Raw genomic sequence first — 18,620 nt, 5'->3', positions numbered from 1 at the left:
CCAACGCTTATAACCAGCCCATCAATCCGAATTGAATCCGTAGTGCCAGCTATCTCGAGACAGCGGATCTGAGGTTCAAATCGGTTCAGGAGCAAGATATACATTTCGCATGTTCGCTTGGCGTTTGTTGGATGTTGCCTACTCGAGGCACGGGCTTACAGCTTCGTCGGCCACTTCTGAGAAGCATGCATTACAGTGATAATTTCAATGTCCTCGCGAATACGGTAAGGGATGATGTAAGGAATGTCCGACAGTACAACTTCGCGCGTGCCTGGGATGCGTCCCGTGCGTCCAGCTGCAGGCATCTCTCCCAGAATATCAACGGACGCGACAATTCGGGCAACGACCCGTGCCGCAGCATCTGGGTTGTCATGTTCTATGTACGCACCAATTTCGTCAAGCCGCCGCAACGCGCGCAAGGTCCACCGGATGCGCCTCTGCTTCATGACCGGGAAGTTGTCTTGACGTATTTGCCAACTACGCGTGCCAAGTCGTCATCACTGGCGAATTCGCCGCGGTCCGCCTCAGCAATTCCGGCTTCAATTTCTTCTAGCTGCCATTCTTCGCGTGATACGAAATCTTCAATGGCCTGTGCTGCCACATAGGAGCGGGAACGGTCTAGCTTTTGGGCAAGCTGGTTTAGACGGTCGGCGACATCGTCTGGGACGCGGATTGTAAACGCAGTCATAAAAGCCCTTTCTGGTTCCCTTGAATATCAGTGAACCACTTTGGTTCGTCAAGGTTCAAACAGTCCTACCTCCAAGTCCTCGTCTTGGCGCGAACAAGCATTGGCCAATTTGGCCGCTATGTTGTCAGTCAGGCTTGGCTGAAAAGCGCAATGATCGTAGAGCCGCAATTCGGCTGGAACGGTCGCGGTCACGTTGGCCGGCCATGACCATGCTGAGCGAGGCGCCGGCATGCACGTGTCGTGAGTGCCATGACCGTGAGAGTCGTTCCGGCGACACCGCTCGTCGGAAAGGAACTTGCGTCCGTAACGAGAAGGTTGGGAACATCCCAGCTCTGGTTCCACGCGTTCAGGACCGACGTCTCAGGCGACGTTCCCATCCGTATACCGCCGGTCTCATGAATAGCGGCGCCCATCGACATGCTTCGATGGAACATCTTTCGAAACATCAGGCGGCTGAAGAAGTCAGCATTTGGATAGGCGCCCTTTCCCATTTCCTTGAGGCCGAGCGGCGATCCTATGAACTCCAGGTCGCCACCGGCTTGCCTGACGATTTCAACCAAGGTTTCTTCCTGCCTGGCCAGGAGTTCACGCTCTCTGGCACTCATGACACAGCGGATATGCGGGACGGGAATGTTCCAGGTATCCGTCTTGCGGCTATCCAGGGTCACGCGGTTGTCGGCGTGGGGCAGCATCTGGCCGTAGCCGAAAAACGCCATGCGAGCCGGCGTATCGCTCGAAACGGGCGCCCTGCCGACAGCCCCTTGATAAGCGAAATCGCTGCTTTGGCCTCCGGTCCCGGAGGGTTCAAACCGCGGGATGAAGATGCCGCCGGAGGCATTGTAGAAGGGGTCTGCCGGCGCGGAATCATCCTTCATCCATCCGGGGACCGATGGAAAGGACCCCATTGCCAGGCATGGCAGCTGGTCCATGAAGTAACGCCCCAACGTCCCCGAACTGTTGCCAAGGCCTTGCGGATGCCGGGACGAGGCGGAGTTCAGGAGAAGCCGGATGCTCTCGATCGGCGAGGCGCAGACGACGACGTTCGAAGCCCGGACCGTTTCCGTTGTTCCGGTGTCGCTGTCGGTAAATTCCGCACCGGTCGCCATCCCGGTCCGACTATCGGTCGTGATACGACGCACGACCGCATTGTAGCGGATGGCGAGGCGGGAGGTCGACTGTGCATCACGAAGGGCGCGGGGGATGCGTTCGGCTTCCGGAGCGATATAGCGCCAAGATACGACGCGCCGTTCTGGCCATCGTCCCTCAACGGCTGCCTTGAACGATTGCTCGGCCGGCGTGAGAGTTGCTCGTTTCGAATAAATTCCGTCGGGTAACGTTGAGACATGGTCTTCCTGGCCGTAGAGGCCCAGACAGGATTCGACCTCGGCATAGAAAGGATCGAGTTCCTCATATGACAAGGGCCAGTCGACGGCCTGACCGGTCCGGGCATGCAGCCTGAAATCGTCGTCACTCCAGCGGAGCAGGACGCGACCGAAGGTGTGCAGCCTCCCGCCGGCCTGCCGCCCTCTGATCCAGAGGAACGGAGCATCCGGCGGCGTCGTGTAGGGGTTTCGACGATCGTTGACGAAGAGGTGGCTCATCCACTCCTTGAAGAAGACCGCGCGCGCCTGTACGGCCTGCCCGTTCGCCGTCGCGCGTGCCCGTTCCCAGATGTTGATGTCCTTCTGTGCCGCCTTCTTGCGAGCCGGGTCGAAGTCCTTAGGACCGACCGAAGGTCCGGCCTCGAGGAGCAGGACCGACAGACCTTGGGCAGTCAACTCCTTGGCTGCAAAGGACCCGGCTGCGCCGGAACCGACGACCAGTGCATCATAAACGGTTTGAGACATAGCTTTCAGTATCCTGCCTGCGGCAAAGAGATTTGTCCCGAGAGATCAACGGAATTCCGGGTGTTGGTCGGGCCGGAACGACCGCCATGCAGCGATCCGATCTGATGCGGGGCGCCCCGCCGTATCGGCTCAACGGGAAGAGGAGACGGCGCGCCGCAGATCTGCCAGCCACTCGGCGCTGGCTTGAGCACATTCGAATGGCGGAAGCGTCGGAAAGTCCACTTCGGCAATCAGCCAGCCGTCAAAATCAGGCCCCAGTGCAGCGAGCATCCCTTCAAGATCAAGTTCGCCAGTTCCGGGTTCCGCCCAAAGCCCGGAAACGACGGTTTCCTGATAGCTCTTTCCGGCAGCCTTGGCCGCGTCGCGCACACTCAGCCGGCAATCCTTCACATGCACGACTCGTGTCCGGTCGCGGTAATCGCTCATGAGACCAATGATATCCGCCCCAGCCCATGACAGATGCCCCGTGTCAGGGCCGAAACCGAGCTGATCTGAACTGATATTGTCCAGCAGGCGGCGGGTTTCAGCCTCGCTCTCGATCCAGGTCCCGATATGCGGATGCAGCGCCGCCTTGACGCCTTCCTCCTTCAGAATTGCCGAGGCTCGCTCGACGAGGTCGAAGATCATGACAAAGCGGGCCTCGTCGAACTCCGCCCCGACACCCGGGCGTTTGACGCGCGGTGCATCCTTGGTCATGCGGGTGGAGATGAACATGTCGGTCAGGCCGAGTTGTGCCTGTTGCGTGGCGCTCGTACGTGCCGTTTCCAGTGTTGTCGCTATATCGACGCCGTGTTCCGGCAGCGCCATCGACAGGTAGCCCGGGGCAGGTTGCAGGCCTGCATCCTTCAGGGCGTTCTGATAGTCCTCTGTCGTCCATCCGGCTGGAACCTGGGCGTGAACGGCGTGAAATCCGGAGCGCGCGATTTCTTTCAGCAGATCCCGCGGCGTCGGTCCTTTGGTCGGATCGAGCCAGCCGTCCTCCGTCGCGAACCACTGGATGGGATTGAGAGCATATCTGTAGCCGCCGGAAGCAAATTGGGAATCTGTCATCAAGAATGTCCGCTTTTGGTTATTCCGCGCCGCTCGTCCCTCTATCTTTGGACATGCCTTCACCAGCATCCGGACACATATATCCGGATGACGCGAAATGCCCTTACTGCGCGTGTTGTCGATGAGACGAGTACGTTTAGAGGTACATGAGCGCGCTCATCGAATAAAATAACTTCGACTGGCGAAGGTATAACTGATCGTCATAGCGGACTTATTGCGGCGAAAGGGATCCGCCCATACCGCTGGATCGTTCGATTTCTTTGAGAAGTACCGAGACTGTTGGACGGACCTCCCCCTTGCGGCGAAACACCGCATATATGTCGCGCGCCAGTGAAATCTCGTTGAAGTCGAGAGCCACTAATCCCAACCCACTTCCTTGAAGGTTCGCGCGTGTCAGATAGGCCAAATGGTGGGTGCGCGAGATCATCGACGTGAGAAAATTTATCGATGTCGTTTCCACGGCCACCACAGGTTTTGGCAAGCCGGCACTGCGGAAAAGAGACTCGAGCAGCAGCCTGTCGGTCTCGGGTAGCGGTGGCAGGACCCAGCTGTATTTTGCGAGATCAGAGACTGTGAGATTTTCACGATTTGCAAGCGGATGCGATTGATGCGCAACGATTTGCACGGGCTCCCTCGCGACAAGCCTCCACTCAAAATCCTCGTTTAGGATCTCGCTGGGTTTTACGGTAAAAACGACGTCGAGCTTTCCGGCGAAGAGCTGAGGAAGCAAGACTTCATTTATACCCTCATGCACCATCAGGCCCACATCTGGGCGTGTTACCGCGAAGTGGTTCAACGCATCGGGGATAAGTTGTCGCAAGGCGGCAGCCATGCTTCCAATTCGGAGCGAGCCACGACGCGCACCGCGTAGCGCGTCAATTTCATCAATGGCTTCGCTGGCCAATGACAGCAGCAATTCGCTGTAACCGATCAGGCGCTGTCCGAAGATGGTAGCCTGAACTCCGCTCGGTCCCCGGTCGAGCAGGCGGACGCCAAGCGACTGCTCCATGCTGCGGATGCTCTTGCTGAGCGCAGGTTGGGTTAGCCGCAGGTTCTCCGCCGCCATGCTGAAACTGCCCGTATGCACGACCGCAATGAAATGCCGGAGCTGTCGAAGATCTAGGCGGTGCAGGTTTTTGTTCATGGGGGCCTTGCTGCGAAACGCGTTTATAGGGGGCAGTATGACTAAAGGTTATATCTCGGGCAATGTTAGTTGTTTGACTTCGAGCCGCGGTGAACGGAGTGTCGTGTCACAAAGGCCGGGCAGAACCCCGCCATGGCATATCGACACCGGATCTGCATGTCTGTGATTGTTCTGCTAAAATCGGCCGCATAGGGGAACACGGTGACTGCGCTGGATAAGCCTGGAAGCTTGGCGTCATAAGTCACGGAAAACGGAAACGGCGGGCCGGAGCCGCGCCGGGAATATGTGCACACGTTCGAGCCGTAAGCATCCTGCATTTCGGGGAGATGCCGGCAGCGGTCGTGCGCGCAAACGCAAGAATTTGCGAATGGCCGTCTAACAGGAGGTAAATACATCATGGTGTTGCTAAAAACTGAGAAGACGTCGCGCGTGCCGACACTGCTATCCATGGGTTTCGTGGTGGCGATGGCGTTGGCATCCTCCGACAGAATGGTGCATGCCCAGGCGGTGGAGCTTCCGAAGCCTCTCATCGATGCGGCGCAGGCTTATGCGTCGAAACTGACCGGCGGGCAGAAGATCGGTGGCAAGGTGTCCATTCTCGGCGTCAACGGCGGCCGGGAGCTTGATATGCTCAAGGCGGCCTGGGCGCCTTTCCAGGCGGCGACCGGCATTACCGTTGACTATACGGGCACGACCGATTTTGCCGCGGTGCTGCAGACCCGCGTCCAGGCGGGTGATCCGCCGGATCTTGCCGGTTCCACCAATATCAACAACCTCATGCGTTACGCCAAGCAGGGCGCTTTGAAGGATATCGGCGCGATGGTCGGCGAAGCCGCCATCAAGGGTAAATTTGATGCCGGACTTGTCGATGCGGCAAGCTTGAACGGCAAGATCTACGGGGTCTGGACCGAACTCAACAACTTCATGGTCTGGTACAACGCTCATACCTATGACGGCCCGAAAGATTCGCCGACCTGGGAGCAATTCGACGCATGGGCCGTTAAGCGCGCCAACGCCGGCAAGACGCCCTGGTGTTATACCGACGAGCGAGGTGCTTCTTCAGGAGCGCTCGCCGGCAACTGGATCCAGGCCTACATCCTCAAGAAGTCCGGCCAGAAAACCCTCAAAGGTCTTGCCGATGGCTCGGTTTCCTGGACCGCTCCCGAAGTGAAGGCAGCCTTCGAGGCGTTCGGCAAAGTCGCCCACGATCCGAAGATGGTTCCGGGAGGGCCGGTTGCTGCCATGTCGACGCCCGCCGTCAAAGTCGGTACCGGACTTTTCTACGAGCCGCCGCAATGCTCGGTTCTTCTTTGGGGGACGTATGCAGGCAGCCTGACCACCTTGATCTATCCAAAGGTCAAGCCGATCGAGGACCTGGACTTCATGCCGGTGCCGGGCACGCCGGAAAATGCGGCCTATGAGACCTTCGGCGGAACGCTTTATCTGGCATTCAAGGATACGCCGCAGGTCAAGGCATTCTTGTCCTACCTCGTTTCGGACGAGGCGCAGAAGCTCGTAGCTTCCGCTGGTAACTGGACCGTCGCCAGTCAGGCGGTTCAGCCGAGCGACTATTCCAACCCGGTCCTCAAACGGGCTCGCGAGACGCTGCTCAAGCCGGGTGTGACACTTGTCGCCCAGCCGACCCAGGTTGTCGATCCGCCAGTAATCCAAGCCTTGTGGAAGGGTATTGTGCAATATGTGCTCGATCCCGACAGCCTCGACAGCGTCCTGCAGTCCATTGACGCTGCGAGATAACTCGGACGATCAATCCCGGGAGCGGCCTGAGGTCGCTCTCGGCACAAGACGGAATAAGCACCATGACTAGTCAGATCCTGCAGCTTGTCCTCGGGCTTCTCGCAATGCCCGCGATCGTCCTCGCCATCATCCTGCCGGGCGAACTGGCGATCAGAAGGTTTCCGCAGAAGCGCCAGAGCAGCCTGCGGCCGTGGATCTGGCTCTCGCCTGTCCTTGCTCTGGTCGGGCTTGTCATCGCCTATCCGCTTGCCGCATCGATCGTTTTCAGTTTCCGCGATGCCACGGCCAGCAAGTGGGTCGGATTCAGCAACTTCGTTTGGGCATTCGGGAGCGCCATGCGACCCGTTCTGTTCAACAATGTCCTGTGGATCGTCGTCTTTCCCCTGCTGACAGCCGTGCTTGCGCTTTCGGCCGCCATCATGCTGGACCGGGTCAAGTACGAACGCATCGCCAGAACCTTCCTGATCCTGCCGACCGCAATGTCCTTCGTCGCCGGCGCCGTGATCTGGAAGATGATGTACACCTACGAGCCACCGATGCAGCCCCAGACCGGGACGCTCAACGCCATCTGGACGGCGATTACCGGCCGGATGCCGATCGCCTGGCTGATCGACCGAAGCGTCAACAACTATGCGCTGATCGTCGTCGCGGTGTGGATGAGTATCGGCGTCGCCACCCTGATCCTGTCCGCGGGCGTCAAGAACATGCCGCGCGAACTGGTCGAAGCGGCCCGCATAGACGGAGCGGGGGAGTGGGCGATCTTCCGGTTCGTGACGCTTCCCTCGCTGTGGCCAACGATCCTCGTAGTCCTGACGACCCAGGCGATCTTCTCACTCAAGGTGTTCGACATCGTCTACGTCATGACCAACGGCTCCTTTGGCACCGATGTGATCGCCAACAGAATGTATACGGAGCTGTTCGTGAAGCAGAATCTGGGAACGGCCAGCGCCATCGCTGTCCTGCTCCTCATCCTGGCGTCCCCCGTGATCTTTATGAATATCAAGCAGATCAAGTCGGGGGGAGGAGAGTGACGATGTCCGCAATCGAAAGCCACAGAACCATGTCCGCACCGATGCAATCCACGTCGAAGCTCGGAACCCGGCTGAAAGGTGTAGCACTGCACACCGCGGTCTTCTTGCTTTGCCTGGTCTGGTTCACGCCTGTCCTGTCGCTTTTCGTGACGACCTTCCGATCGGAAAGCGACTCGTCGCGGACAGGGTGGTGGCACGCCTTCATCGAGTGGCGGCCAGTGCTGTCGAACTATGTCGAAGCGATGTACCTGACCGGCGTTGGCCGAAGCGTCGTGAACTCGATCGTCCTGACGGTCCCGACCGTCCTGGGCACCGTGCTCTTTTCCGCGATCGGGGCGTTTACGCTCGCCCGGATGCGGTTTCGAGGGCGCATCGCCTTGTTTCTCGCCATGGTCGGGTTCCAAGTGCTTCCACCCCAGCTCGTGTTGGTGCCGATGCTGAAGTTCTTTCTCGCGCTCGGCCTTACCGGGACCTTCATCCCGGTGTGGATCATAGAGATGGGGCTGACGGTGCCGTTCGGGATCTTTCTCCTTTACGGCTTCTTCGCCAGCATTCCATCCGATCTTGTGGAAGCCGCACGCATCGACGGCGCTTCCGAACCCCGAATATTCTTGCAGATCATCCTGCCGCTATCCGGAGCCGTCCTCGCATCGCTGGCAATCCTGCAGTTCATGATCGCCTGGAACCACCTCCTGATCCCGCTGATCTTCCTGGGCTCCGGCTCGCTTTCGCCGCTGACGGTGCAGGTCGCAAGCCTGGCGCAGACCAATGCAGGTGGCCTCAACACGCTCACTGCGGCGACCTTCATCTCGGTGATCGTGCCCCTGGTCCTGATCGTCACCCTTCAGAAATATTTCGTACGCGGCGTACTCGGCGGCGCTGTCAAAGGATAACCATCAACGGCTTGCGATCCGCCTGGAGCGGAAGGCAACCGCTGCGCCCGACGGGACAGTCGGCGCGCGCAACGAGGAATGGAAGCATGGCCAACGTAAATCTTCGCGATGTCAGAAAGATCTACAATCAGACTCAGGTCATTCATGGCGTGAACGTCGATATCGACGACGGTGAGTTCGTGGTTCTGGTCGGACCGTCGGGATGCGGAAAGTCGACACTGCTGCGGATGATTGCCGGGCTGGAGGAAATCAGCGACGGACAGGTCCATATCGGATCGACCATCGTCAACGACATGTCCCCGAAGGACCGGGATATCGCGATGGTTTTCCAGAGCTATGCGCTCTATCCGCACATGACCGTTGCCCAGAACATGGGTTTCTCCCTGCAGATGCGCGGCAACGCAAAGGCTGAGATCCGCATCGAGGTCGAAAAGGCCGCCAAAATTCTCGACCTCGAAGCCCTGCTCGAGCGTTATCCACGGCAACTTTCGGGCGGCCAGCGGCAGCGCGTTGCGATGGGGCGGGCGATCGTGCGCAATCCGCAGGTGTTCCTGTTTGACGAGCCTTTGTCCAATCTGGACGCCAAGCTGCGCGTTATCATGCGCGGCGAGATCAAGGCGCTGCACCAGAGGCTGGGCAGCACTATGGTCTACGTGACGCACGACCAGATCGAAGCCATGACCATGGCAGACAAGATCGTGGTCATGCGCGACGGTTTCGTCGAGCAGGTCGGTTCTCCTCTTGCCCTCTACGATCGGCCGGCCAATCTCTTCGTTGCAGGTTTCATCGGTTCGCCGGGGATGAACTTCCTGTCAGGCAGATATGCCGCAGGCGCGGTCTGGATCGGCGATGTCCGGTTTCCGGTTTCCGATCTTCCAGTCTCCGCCAGCGAAGGGCGGCGGGTCATTTATGGCATCCGCCCCGAAAACCTTGCCATTAGCGATGACGATGGCCTGCCCCTTGTCGTCGACGTCATCGAGCCGACAGGCGCCGAAACGCATGTCGTCGGGCACATATCCGGGCAGCGGGTCATCGGTGTTTTCCGGGAGCGATTTGCGACGCGGCCAGGAGATGTTCTTCGCGTCAAATTCGATCCTTGGAAGGTCCATCTCTTCGACCAGCAAAGCGAACAGCGGATAAACTGAAGGGCAGGCGGACGAACAACAATGAACGCACCTCAGATCGAATTATCTCGAGAGGCGAAGGTCTTTCAGCTAACGGAGACATTCAGTCCGTCAATGCGGACATTCCCTCAGATGGTCTCCCTTCAGGCCGAGCGATACGGCGACCGGCCGCTGGGGCAGCAGGTGTCAAAGCCGGCGAATCGATAATGCTAAAAAAAGGCTTCGATCTCAGTGCCTCGGAGTTGATTGACTTCTGTCAGCCCCGGATGGGTCATTTTTCCGTGCCGTGCTTCCTGGATTTCATTGAGGCGCTGCCGCTGACTGAAAACGGCAAAGTTCAGAAATTCAAGCTGATCGAGAAAGGCGTGACGAACACGACCTGGGACAGGGAGAAGGTAGGGTACAAAGTGGCCCGATGACCGAGAGGTGGCGCTTATAGCTGGCGATGGAACTCATACCACGTCTTTATGTTAAATTCGCTGATGCCGGGCGAGAGAATGTCCGGCAGGCTCAAGCAGTTCCGGCGCGCCTCCACCCGCTACGACAAGACCAGGAAATCCCTTCGGGATTTCTTGCCTTAGCGGCCGCCAAAATATGGCTGCCATACTTTGTTCAACAGGGCCTAAGCTTGAATTTAGGTACAAAGCGTTTGTAGATATCTACCATATTCGCTCTTGCCCAGCTTCTTGCCGACGGCCTCCAGTTGCTTGTCATCTATAAAGCCCCTGCGCCAGGCGACCTCTTCAGGGCTGTTGATTTTGATGCCCTGCCGCTTCTGCAGAGTGCCGACAAAATTGCCTGCTTCCAACAAACTCTCGGGCGTGCCGGTGTCGAGCCAAGCAAAACCGCGGCCCATTTGTTCGACGTTCAACTTGCCGCGTTCAAGATAGACTCGGTTGACATCGGTAATCTCCAGTTCACCGCGCAGCGACGGCTTGAGGTTTGCGGCAATGTCGACCACGTCCTTGTCGTAAAAATAGAGTCCGGTAACCGCCCAGTTGGATTTCGGGACAGTCGGCTTTTCGACGATCGAGATCGCCTTCATTGCCTTGTCGAACTCCACGACGCCATAACGTTCCGGATCGTGGACATGATAGGCGAACACTGTCGCGCCATCGTTGCGCGCCGCGGCGCTTTCAAAAAGCTCCGTGATGCCATGGCCGTAGAAAATGTTATCACCGAGGATGAGGCAGGACTGATCCGATCCGACAAAATCGGCACCGATGATGTAAGCTTGAGCAAGACCTGCAGGTGAAGGCTGTTCCGCATAGGAAAGCGAAATTCCCCAGGCCGAACCGTCGCCTAACAGGCCGCGAAAATCGGGCAGATCATGCGGCGTGGATATGATGAGGATGTCGCGTATTCCGGCCAGCATCAACGTCGAGAGCGGATAATAGATCATCGGCTTGTCATAGACGGGCATGAGCTGTTTCGACGTGACAAGCGTCATCGGATGCAGCCGCGTCCCGTTGCCGCCAGCCAGAATGATACCCTTCATCGACAATTCTCCTCAAAATGCCTTTTCCATGCCGGCCTGTTTTCCGGCGCGCCGCTGGCCAAGAGCCGTTGCACCGTAGTCGCGGTCGCGATATTCCAGACTGGCAGTCGAACGCCGTGAATCTGTTCGAGTTTGCTGCAATCCAACCTCGAATTGGTTGGCCTGCGAGCCGGTGTCGGATATTGCGCAGTCGGGATCGGATGGACGATCGCAGACGGGCCACCCATCTCGGCAGATATGCGGAAGATCTCGGAAGCAAAGTCTGCCCAGCTGGCCTCACCGCTTCCCGCCATGTGGAACATGCCGCGCAGGCGCTGGTCCCGTGACGACAGCAAATTGTCGGCAACCGTTAATATGGCATCGGCGATATCGAGTGCAGATGTTGGATTGCCGTATTGATCGGCGACGACAGCGAGTTCGTCATGACTTCCGGCAAGATGTAACATCGTGCGCAAAAAGTTCTTGTTAAAGGGGCTGTAGACCCATGCGGTCCTGAGGATGACGTAATCCGCCCCCGACGCGATGAGACGATGTTCGCCCTCAAGCTTCGACCGCCCATAAACACAGAGGGGGGCGACAGGGTCGCTCTCCTGATAAGGCGAAGACTTGTCGCCGTCGAAGACATAGTCCGTCGACAAATGAATAATCGGCACGTTGAGCTTGGATGCCACGCGACCGATCTCGCTTAGGGCCGCGCCGTTGACGACGAAAGCTTTGGCGGCGTCGCTTTCCGCTTGGTCGACGGCAGTATAGGCGGCAGCGGAGATGATCAGTTCAGGTCTCGCTTCCACAAGAGCTTTTTCGATCGTTCCGATATCGGCAAGGTCGAGATCGGGTCTTGCTAGCGGAATAATTTCTATCTCGCCGTGGTGCTCGGCTCGCTCGATCAGAGACTGCGCGACCTGCCCGCCACGTCCGGTGACCACATACCGCCGCGCCATCATTTGCCTCCGGATCCGTTAAGGAGGCCGAGCCGGCCACCGCCGTATCCCTGACGAAGCGGCGCCCACCACCATTCGTTTTCCAGGTACCAGTTGACGGTCTTTTCGATCCCGGTATCGAAATTTTCTTCTGCCTTCCAACCCAATTCCGCCTCGAGCTTGGTGGCGTCGATCGCGTAGCGCGCGTCATGCCCGGGCCGGTCCGTGACATATGTGATCAGTCGCTCGTGTGGGGCTTTCTGCGGCCGAAGGGCATCCACTATCGAGCAGATGCGCTTGACCACCTCTATGTTGCGCCGCTCATTGCGGCCGCCGATATTGTATGTTTCGCCAATCCTCCCGCGTTCGGCGATGAGGTCCAGCGCCCTTGCGTGGTCCTCGACAAATAGCCAGTCGCGGATATTGGCGCCGTTACCGTAAACAGGCAGCGCTTTGCCCTCAAGAGCATTCAGCACAATCAGCGGGATCAGTTTTTCAGGGAAGTGATAAGGGCCGTAATTGTTCGAGCAGTTGGAGACAATAACCGGCATGCCATAGGTGCGGGCCCACGCCTTGGCGAGGTGATCAGAGGCTGCTTTGGACGCTGAATAGGGAGAAGAGGGATCGTAGGGGGTTTCTTCGGTGAACAATCCGCCCTCGCCGAGAGAGCCATAAACCTCGTCGGTAGAGACGTGGAGAAAGCGAAAGTCTGTTTTAGCTTTGCCGAAGAGATCCTGCCAGTGGTGCCGGGCTGCCTCCAGCAAGGTAAATGAGCCGATGACGTTGGTTTCGATGAAGTCGCGGGCGCCAGTTATAGAGCGGTCCACGTGGCTCTCCGCCGCCAGATGCATGACTCGGTTGGGTTTGAAACTGTCGAACGCCTCCTGCATCGCCGCTCGATTGCAAATGTCTGCCTGAAGGAAACGATGCCGCGGATTGTTTTCGACGGTGGCGAGCGACGCCACGTTGCCGGCATAAGTCAGCTTATCTACGGTCAAGACGTCGTAGTTTTTAACGAGAACCAGATGACGCACGACAGCCGATCCGATGAACCCGGCGCCGCCGGTAACGAGGACTCGCATTGCATGCTCCCTAGCTGCCACCAGCTATTGTGAATGAAGTCGTCTCAAGCTCGGCGAGACACGGTTGCATCCGATCTCTCTGCGAAAGCACGGCGCTTTCTGCTGTCACCGGCCACCTGATGTTGAGCTCTGGATCATTCCATAATATTCCGCGGTCATGGTCGCGGCTGTGGTAGTCCGTTACCTTGTAGGAGATGATGCTGTTGGGCTGGAGAGTGCAGAACCCATGTGCAAACCCTGCGGGAATCCAGACCTGGCAACCGTTCTCGGCGGTCAGCTCCGCTTGGACATATTGTCCAAAAGTCGGTGATCCTCTCCGGATGTCGACTGCGACATCGAGGATGGAACCGGCGATGCACCGGACCAGCTTTCCTTGAGCGCGAGGTTCAATCTGAAAGTGCAATCCTCTCACCGTGCCAGCTTCTACGGAAAGCGATTGGTTATCCTGGACGAAATTGAAGGCGCCGATGTTTTGGCCAAAGACGTCAGAACGGAAAGTCTCTGAAAAATATCCGCGATGGTCTCCATTTTTTTGGGGCGTCACCAGCACGACGTCGGCGATTTTCGTCCGTTCAAATTGCATGTCTTCCTCGCACTCAGATCGCTCGATCATTTCAACCACGTGATGGACACATCCGGCCGCGTTCACTGGATCATTCGTGACATCTCCAAAGGGCTTTTTGTTTTGTGCCGTTGCAACGAAGCCGTCTCGGTGTCTCCAGGGTAACGAATGCAGGCGAGAAACATCTTGTGCGGACGTTGAGGCGTGATTGGTATTTTCGCAGCCAGGTAAAATTCCTATAGCCAAAAATAGGAGCTTAACGAATATATTTTCAAATCGTGCGCGTAAATATGTTATTGATGTTAAGCAACATTTACGTATGATTACATCATGGAGCAGATATAGTTCAAAATTTGAATTAGTTTTATTCCAGAACCGCTTAATGGTGGCCATATGATCATATTTTCAGATGAAAATTTGGAGGTGATACATCGTTCCGGGTCGTCTCCCTACCTTCTCGTCACATTTAACGAAATGGAAATGAGGGCGAACGGCAGTCGTTTCTGGGGGCAGCGATTGTGCGAGAAGGCCGGCATTTCGGCGCTCGGCTTCATCAGCAGGCGGCCGAACTGGTTTCCAGCGGCAAGCGTCGTCAAGGCCGTCGAGGCGGCCGCGCCCATACTTCACGCGACATCGGAGCGGATCCTCTACGGGCATTCGCAGGGCGGCTATGCGGCATTGCGCTATCGGAGGCGCTTCAACGCCACAGTTGCCGTCGCCTTCTGCCCGCAAGTCTCCATCGATCCGAAGGCTGTTCCCTTCGACGGCAGGTTTGCGCGCCATTTCTCGCCCGACCTTCATGCCAATATGGGGATCGCGCCTGATCACGCGGCAGGCCGGGCCTATCTGTTCTTCGATCCGTTTCACACCGTCGATCACCAGCACGCGGTTCGGATCACGGCGCTACAGGAGAGGACCCAACTGGTGCCTGTCCATATGACCGGTCATGGCACCGTTCGCGCCTTTACCGGGACGGCGCGCGCGCTGTCGCTGATCGAGGCCTGCCGCGCAGACGATCTTCCGGGTCTGCGCGGTCTCGCCCGCGCAGCGCGCGTGACCGCGCCAATGCGGCCCTATCAGATCGCCATGACGGCGATTGCTCGGCATCGGGCCTGGGCCGACAGGTTTCACGCGCGCTTCGGCCCAAATTTCTCTCCTGTCGAGCAGGCAAACTTCCTCTACCATCGGGCCAACCGCCATATTCGCGACGGTGAGCTTGTGACGGCGCGGGCCATGCTTGCGGACGCCATTGAGTATCAGCCGGACAATCTCGGCTTCGGCCGCCGGCTGGAGGAACTGGACGGCCGCATCGCGCGGCTGACAGCGGCAGGCGCTGCGCATTCGTGACCGAATGTTGCCGAGCCTGCCGAGACAAGGCAGCCTTCGCGAAGAAGGCCGGTCCCTCAGCGTTTCTCGAAACGAGTGTCTTTAAAGCGCGGGCGAGAGAAGCTTGGGGCTTTCGGCGATCGCGGCATCGAGTTTCCGCCGTAGCAATGTGCGATAGAGTTTGACGTGTTCGCGCGCACAGGCGGCGCGGTCGGCGGGTTGGCGCATGGAAACGCGCAGCCGCTCCCAGATCTTGCCATCGCCCAGCACCTCGACGATGCGATCCGCGAGATCCTGGCTGCTGCCTGCGCGGAAGTGCAGGCCGTCCTTTCCGTCGCGCACCTTCTCGGCCATTCCGCCGATATCGGAGCAGATCATCGGCCTGCGGTGGAGCAGAGCTTCCTGAATAACAACGGGCGAGTTTTCCCACCAGACGGACGGCAGAACCACCCAGTCGACGGAACGCATGAGACGCGGCACGTCCGCATTCTGGTAGGCGCCGTAGAAGCGAACGCGGTGGCCGGCGTCGGCGATGAGCTTCTTGATACGTTCCTGGAATTCGACCGGCTGCCGCTCGAGATTGCCGCCGAAGATCATCAGGCAGGAGTCTTCGCCCGATATCTCCTTCGGGATGCGCGAGACGGCCTCGATCAGGAGATCGGCGCCCTTGAATGGGGTCATTTGTCCGAAATAGGCAAAGCGATTGCGGCGTGGCTTGGCACCTTGAACCTCGCGCGCGGGCGCCGCCGTTTCCATGGCGATGCCGTTTTCGATCACGCTGATCTTGTCTCTTTCAATGCCCCATGCGGCATAGCGATCCGCCAGGAACCGGCTGGGGGAGATGAAAGCGTCGGCAAGGCCGAGCATGCCGCGGGCGAACAATTCCCGCTTCAGGAAGCGTGAGACGGGGATCTCGGGAAAGCAGCCGTGGCAGGCGACCGGGGACGCGGTTTCACAGAGCTGACCGGAAGGCCGTTTCACCATCTGCCCGTGATTGTGGCAGATCGACAGATATTCATGGAAGGTGACGATGATGGCGGCGTGCGGAAACGCTTCTCTCAAAGCATAGAGCGCTTCAAGGCCGATACCGAGAACATGGTGGAAATGGATGACATGGGGCCTGAGATCGCGTGCAAAACGCAAGAGGTCCCGGCTGATCGCCCGAGTATCGCCGTTGGACAGGAAGAAGTGGTCGTAATCGTCCGTGTGGAACAGCAATTCGTCCTCGACAAGGCGCAGGCTCATCAGTGCGGATGCGGCGTGCCGCGGCACCGGGTGTCCGATCCGGGCCAGATAAACCGATTCCACGTTCGGCAATGCTTTCAGGCCGAGATGCAGGTTGTGGGACGCAATTTCCGCCCCGCCGAGCGAGACCGATGGATGTGCATGCGAGACGACAAGGACGCGAAGCTGCTCGTTCATGCGGGCCTCTTTTCCAGGTGCTTTTCAACGGTGAGGATAGGCAGCCATTGGCTCTTGAAGATCTTTCGGTCGATCTCCTCCACCAAAGCCGCCATCGCGGGACTATCGCCGGCGCGTGCGTCGTCGCAGCCCCACATCTGCACGGACGGCAGCAAGTAGGAGTCGAATCCTGACCGGCTGAGGCGGAGGCCGAGATCCAGACCCTTTTCCTGCGTGCCGAGATAGCCGCCGGAAAAGCCGCCCGCGCGCGACAGGGCGTCGCGGGGCATGATGCAGCATTCGAGCGATGCCGCCGCGATGCCGGTCACCTTCATGTCGGTCACCGCTTTGAGCGGATATCCGGCGTAGCGGCCCACAACCGGTTGGTCGTCGTTGCCGTCGTCAATCCAGCTTCCCGCCCAGCGAACCGAATGGTCTTCGTAAGCGAGGACAGGCGAGATGATGCTTCCTTTCATCGTGGAAGCCGCGGCCACGAGCTTGCCATACCAGCCTGTCCCATGCGGGATCAGCGAGGCGGAGAGCGACACGACCGTTTCACAGGAAAGCGCCTGCGTGCCCGCTTCCAGCATGTCGTAAACGTCGCCCATACCCTTCGTCGACACCATTCTGACCGAAAGGCGATAGAAACGTGCGAGCTCCTTGAGGCGGGTGGCCTGCCTGCGAAACCGCTCGGCGGGCATGGCGATCACGATCGGAGCGCCCCGGGTTTCCGGATCGAGCGCAAGCAGGGCGAGCAGCGGGGAGATATCTTCCTCGCTCTCGCCGACGCCAATGATGATCGGCGGGCCGTTTTCTTCATCGAAGAATCCGGCATCTATGATGGTTTCGATGACCGGCGCTGATCTTCCTGATGATTGTTTGAGGAACGGAACAATGTGTGTATCGACGATCCCCGGCAGCGCGCTGTTGGCGGGATCAATCGAGCCGATCTGGCGCAATGCCGCCGAACGTGCCGAAAGGCGTGTCGGTTTTACTGGCAGAAACGCGCGGCGCGAATCCTGCAGCGTCAGTTCGAAATAAGTGGGGGCACCGGGATCTTCAGCCGATAACTGGGCGTGGGCGATGAAGCCGTGGGCGCGCTGATCTCCCCGCAGACCCGGCACAAGGTGCGCCTGGTCGTTGAAACTGTCCGTGACGTCGGGGCGATCGAAGCGCGTCCAATGTTCGTCGAGGCGGGTCGCAGCATCGCGTCGGCGCAGTCTAACCGTCGCGACGTGGCCATCGGGGTCGTAAAGCCAGCCGGAGATGAGGAGATTTGCCACATCGGCCTCGAAAATGCTGTCTATCCCCATCCGGACGGGATAGGGCAGGCCGGAGACGGTTTCCTTGCCCTCGAAGCTGTTGGCTGCGGCCCGCAGGGACAGGAGCACGTCCGGCGTGCCATGGGTGCGCATCAGGACCGACCGGATATGTTCGGGGGTTTCCTGCGGATCGGCGATGCGCTTGCGAGGGTGGATGGCAACATGCCTCCAGCCGGTGCGCCCTCGAAAGATCAGACCTTCAATGTCGGCAGCGCGGGCAGCCTCGTCCGTCTCCAGAAGGCCGACAAAACCGGTGGCGCCATCAGGAGCGTCGGGCCGTGCAAAGGTTGCTATACCGCATTCCGCGACCACCGGTGTCGCCCTTCCGATCAGGGACATCCGGCAAGGCCCGGGTGCCATGCCGCGGCTCCAGCCCTGCAGGAATGTCACGCCGTCATGGCTCTCACCGATCAACTCGACGAAGCCATCAGTGGCGTGGGTCGCCTGTAAAAGCGCGGTTATGGTGAGAAGCCTGCGGCGGCTGAGATTGCCGGTCATCAGCGCGTCCACGAGCCGGTTTATGACGGCGGCCGACTGAGATCCGGCGGACTCAAGCATGAGCGCGGCTGCTTCCTCCGTTGACGCAAGACGGGGCGCAAAGATGTACGGCGCGCTGGTCTCCTTCTCTCCAAAGCGTATCGTGCTCATGGCAAGGTCCGTGTCCCCTGCCGGGAGGAGTGCCGCAAAGCCGTGCTTGGCCCGCGGTGAGGACGCGGCCGAACGCCATTCCGAGACAAATGCATTTCGCGTGTCGGCCTGGTCTTCGCCGACGCCAACCGCCACGTCACCGGCCGGGACCTGGCCGAGGCCAATGATGAGCAGGGTTGTTTCGTCGACGCGGCAGCCGATGACCCTGCCGGAGCGCATCGCCCTGCTTGTCGCCTGCTTAGCGGGTGTTGGCTTGGCGACCAGGGGGCTGGTGACCGGAGGATTGGTAACCGTGGGGGATTGTTCGGTGACCAGCATGCCTTGCCCTC

17 protein-coding genes are annotated in these 18,620 nt (G+C 59.0%); 6 read left to right on the top strand and 11 right to left on the bottom strand.

Annotation, left to right across the window (positions count from 1 at the left end; translation table 11 throughout):
* Positions 1-155 precede the first annotated feature (155 nt).
* The 5 genes from C5J24_RS10965 to C5J24_RS10945 form a co-directional block, all read right to left on the bottom strand.
* The gene (locus C5J24_RS10965; RefSeq protein WP_105402657.1) at positions 156-446 is read right to left on the bottom strand and encodes a type II toxin-antitoxin system RelE/ParE family toxin; all 291 of its coding nucleotides are present in this window, start codon (positions 444-446) and stop codon (positions 156-158) included.
* The gene (locus C5J24_RS10960) at positions 443-688 is read right to left on the bottom strand and encodes a CopG family ribbon-helix-helix protein (protein ID WP_105402658.1); all 246 of its coding nucleotides are present in this window, start codon (positions 686-688) and stop codon (positions 443-445) included. Before C5J24_RS10960 ends, C5J24_RS10965 begins: the two co-directional genes overlap by 4 nt.
* Positions 689-876: 188 nt before the next feature.
* Complete coding sequence (locus tag C5J24_RS10955) at positions 877-2,535, bottom strand: GMC oxidoreductase (RefSeq protein ID WP_105417846.1); 1,659 nt, start codon at positions 2,533-2,535, stop codon at positions 877-879.
* Between the two features lie 129 nt (positions 2,536-2,664).
* A complete protein-coding gene (locus C5J24_RS10950) occupies positions 2,665-3,654 on the bottom strand; it encodes a sugar phosphate isomerase/epimerase (RefSeq protein WP_105402660.1) in 990 nt (329 codons plus the stop codon).
* 142 nt (positions 3,655-3,796) lie between these two features.
* Entirely contained in the window at positions 3,797-4,729 is a 933-nt protein-coding gene (locus C5J24_RS10945) for a LysR family transcriptional regulator (RefSeq protein WP_046665616.1), read from the bottom strand.
* Between the two features lie 396 nt (positions 4,730-5,125).
* On the opposite strand from C5J24_RS10945, the gene C5J24_RS10940 reads away from it, so the two are divergent.
* The 5 genes from C5J24_RS10940 to C5J24_RS10920 all read left to right on the top strand — a co-directional run bounded on the left by C5J24_RS10940 (position 5,126) and on the right by C5J24_RS10920 (position 9,951).
* Entirely contained in the window at positions 5,126-6,484 is a 1,359-nt protein-coding gene (locus tag C5J24_RS10940; protein WP_105417844.1) for an ABC transporter substrate-binding protein, read from the top strand.
* Positions 6,485-6,546: 62 nt separating this feature from the next.
* Positions 6,547-7,515, top strand: coding sequence for a carbohydrate ABC transporter permease (locus C5J24_RS10935; protein WP_105402662.1), 969 nt, complete (start codon positions 6,547-6,549; stop codon positions 7,513-7,515).
* A 2-nt stretch (positions 7,516-7,517) separates the two neighbouring features.
* Positions 7,518-8,408, top strand: a complete 891-nt coding sequence (locus C5J24_RS10930; RefSeq protein ID WP_105417842.1) for a carbohydrate ABC transporter permease — start codon at positions 7,518-7,520, stop codon at positions 8,406-8,408.
* Positions 8,409-8,494: 86 nt separating this feature from the next.
* Complete coding sequence (locus C5J24_RS10925; RefSeq protein WP_105402664.1) at positions 8,495-9,553, top strand: ABC transporter ATP-binding protein; 1,059 nt, start codon at positions 8,495-8,497, stop codon at positions 9,551-9,553.
* 185 nt (positions 9,554-9,738) lie between these two features.
* Entirely contained in the window at positions 9,739-9,951 is a 213-nt protein-coding gene (locus C5J24_RS10920; protein WP_105417840.1) for a hypothetical protein, read from the top strand.
* Between the two features lie 215 nt (positions 9,952-10,166).
* On the opposite strand, the gene rfbA is transcribed toward C5J24_RS10920, so the two are convergent.
* From rfbA to rfbC, 4 genes are read right to left on the bottom strand one after another with little or no spacing between them, the layout of a single operon-like run.
* Complete coding sequence (gene rfbA / locus C5J24_RS10915; RefSeq protein WP_105402666.1) at positions 10,167-11,030, bottom strand: glucose-1-phosphate thymidylyltransferase RfbA; 864 nt, start codon at positions 11,028-11,030, stop codon at positions 10,167-10,169.
* Positions 11,027-11,971, bottom strand: coding sequence for a dTDP-4-dehydrorhamnose reductase (gene rfbD / locus C5J24_RS10910; RefSeq protein ID WP_371674246.1), 945 nt, complete (start codon positions 11,969-11,971; stop codon positions 11,027-11,029). The genes rfbA and rfbD overlap by 4 nt, the downstream gene beginning before the upstream one ends.
* Positions 11,971-13,032, bottom strand: a complete 1,062-nt coding sequence (rfbB, locus tag C5J24_RS10905) for a dTDP-glucose 4,6-dehydratase (protein WP_105417836.1) — start codon at positions 13,030-13,032, stop codon at positions 11,971-11,973. The genes rfbD and rfbB overlap by 1 nt, the downstream gene beginning before the upstream one ends.
* A 10-nt stretch (positions 13,033-13,042) precedes the next feature.
* Positions 13,043-13,615 (bottom strand): dTDP-4-dehydrorhamnose 3,5-epimerase, encoded by a 573-nt coding sequence (gene rfbC, locus C5J24_RS10900; protein WP_105418414.1) that lies wholly within the window; start codon positions 13,613-13,615, stop codon positions 13,043-13,045.
* A gap of 372 nt (positions 13,616-13,987) precedes the next feature.
* On the opposite strand from rfbC, the gene C5J24_RS10895 reads away from it, so the two are divergent.
* A complete protein-coding gene (locus C5J24_RS10895; RefSeq protein ID WP_105417834.1) occupies positions 13,988-14,941 on the top strand; it encodes a hypothetical protein in 954 nt (317 codons plus the stop codon).
* Between the two features lie 81 nt (positions 14,942-15,022).
* On the opposite strand, the gene C5J24_RS10890 is transcribed toward C5J24_RS10895, so the two are convergent.
* The gene (locus C5J24_RS10890) at positions 15,023-16,342 is read right to left on the bottom strand and encodes a glycosyltransferase family 4 protein (RefSeq protein ID WP_105417831.1); all 1,320 of its coding nucleotides are present in this window, start codon (positions 16,340-16,342) and stop codon (positions 15,023-15,025) included.
* Positions 16,339-18,609 (bottom strand): glycosyltransferase family 2 protein, encoded by a 2,271-nt coding sequence (locus C5J24_RS10885; RefSeq protein WP_105417829.1) that lies wholly within the window; start codon positions 18,607-18,609, stop codon positions 16,339-16,341. Before C5J24_RS10885 ends, C5J24_RS10890 begins: the two co-directional genes overlap by 4 nt.
* Between the last annotated feature and the right edge of the window lie 11 nt (positions 18,610-18,620).

Origin of the sequence: Neorhizobium sp. T25_27 (genome assembly GCF_002968565.1) — a bacterium.
GTDB classification, from domain to species: Bacteria; Pseudomonadota; Alphaproteobacteria; order Rhizobiales; family Rhizobiaceae; genus Neorhizobium; species Neorhizobium tomejilense.
This window is presented reverse-complemented; position numbering and strand designations above follow the sequence as displayed.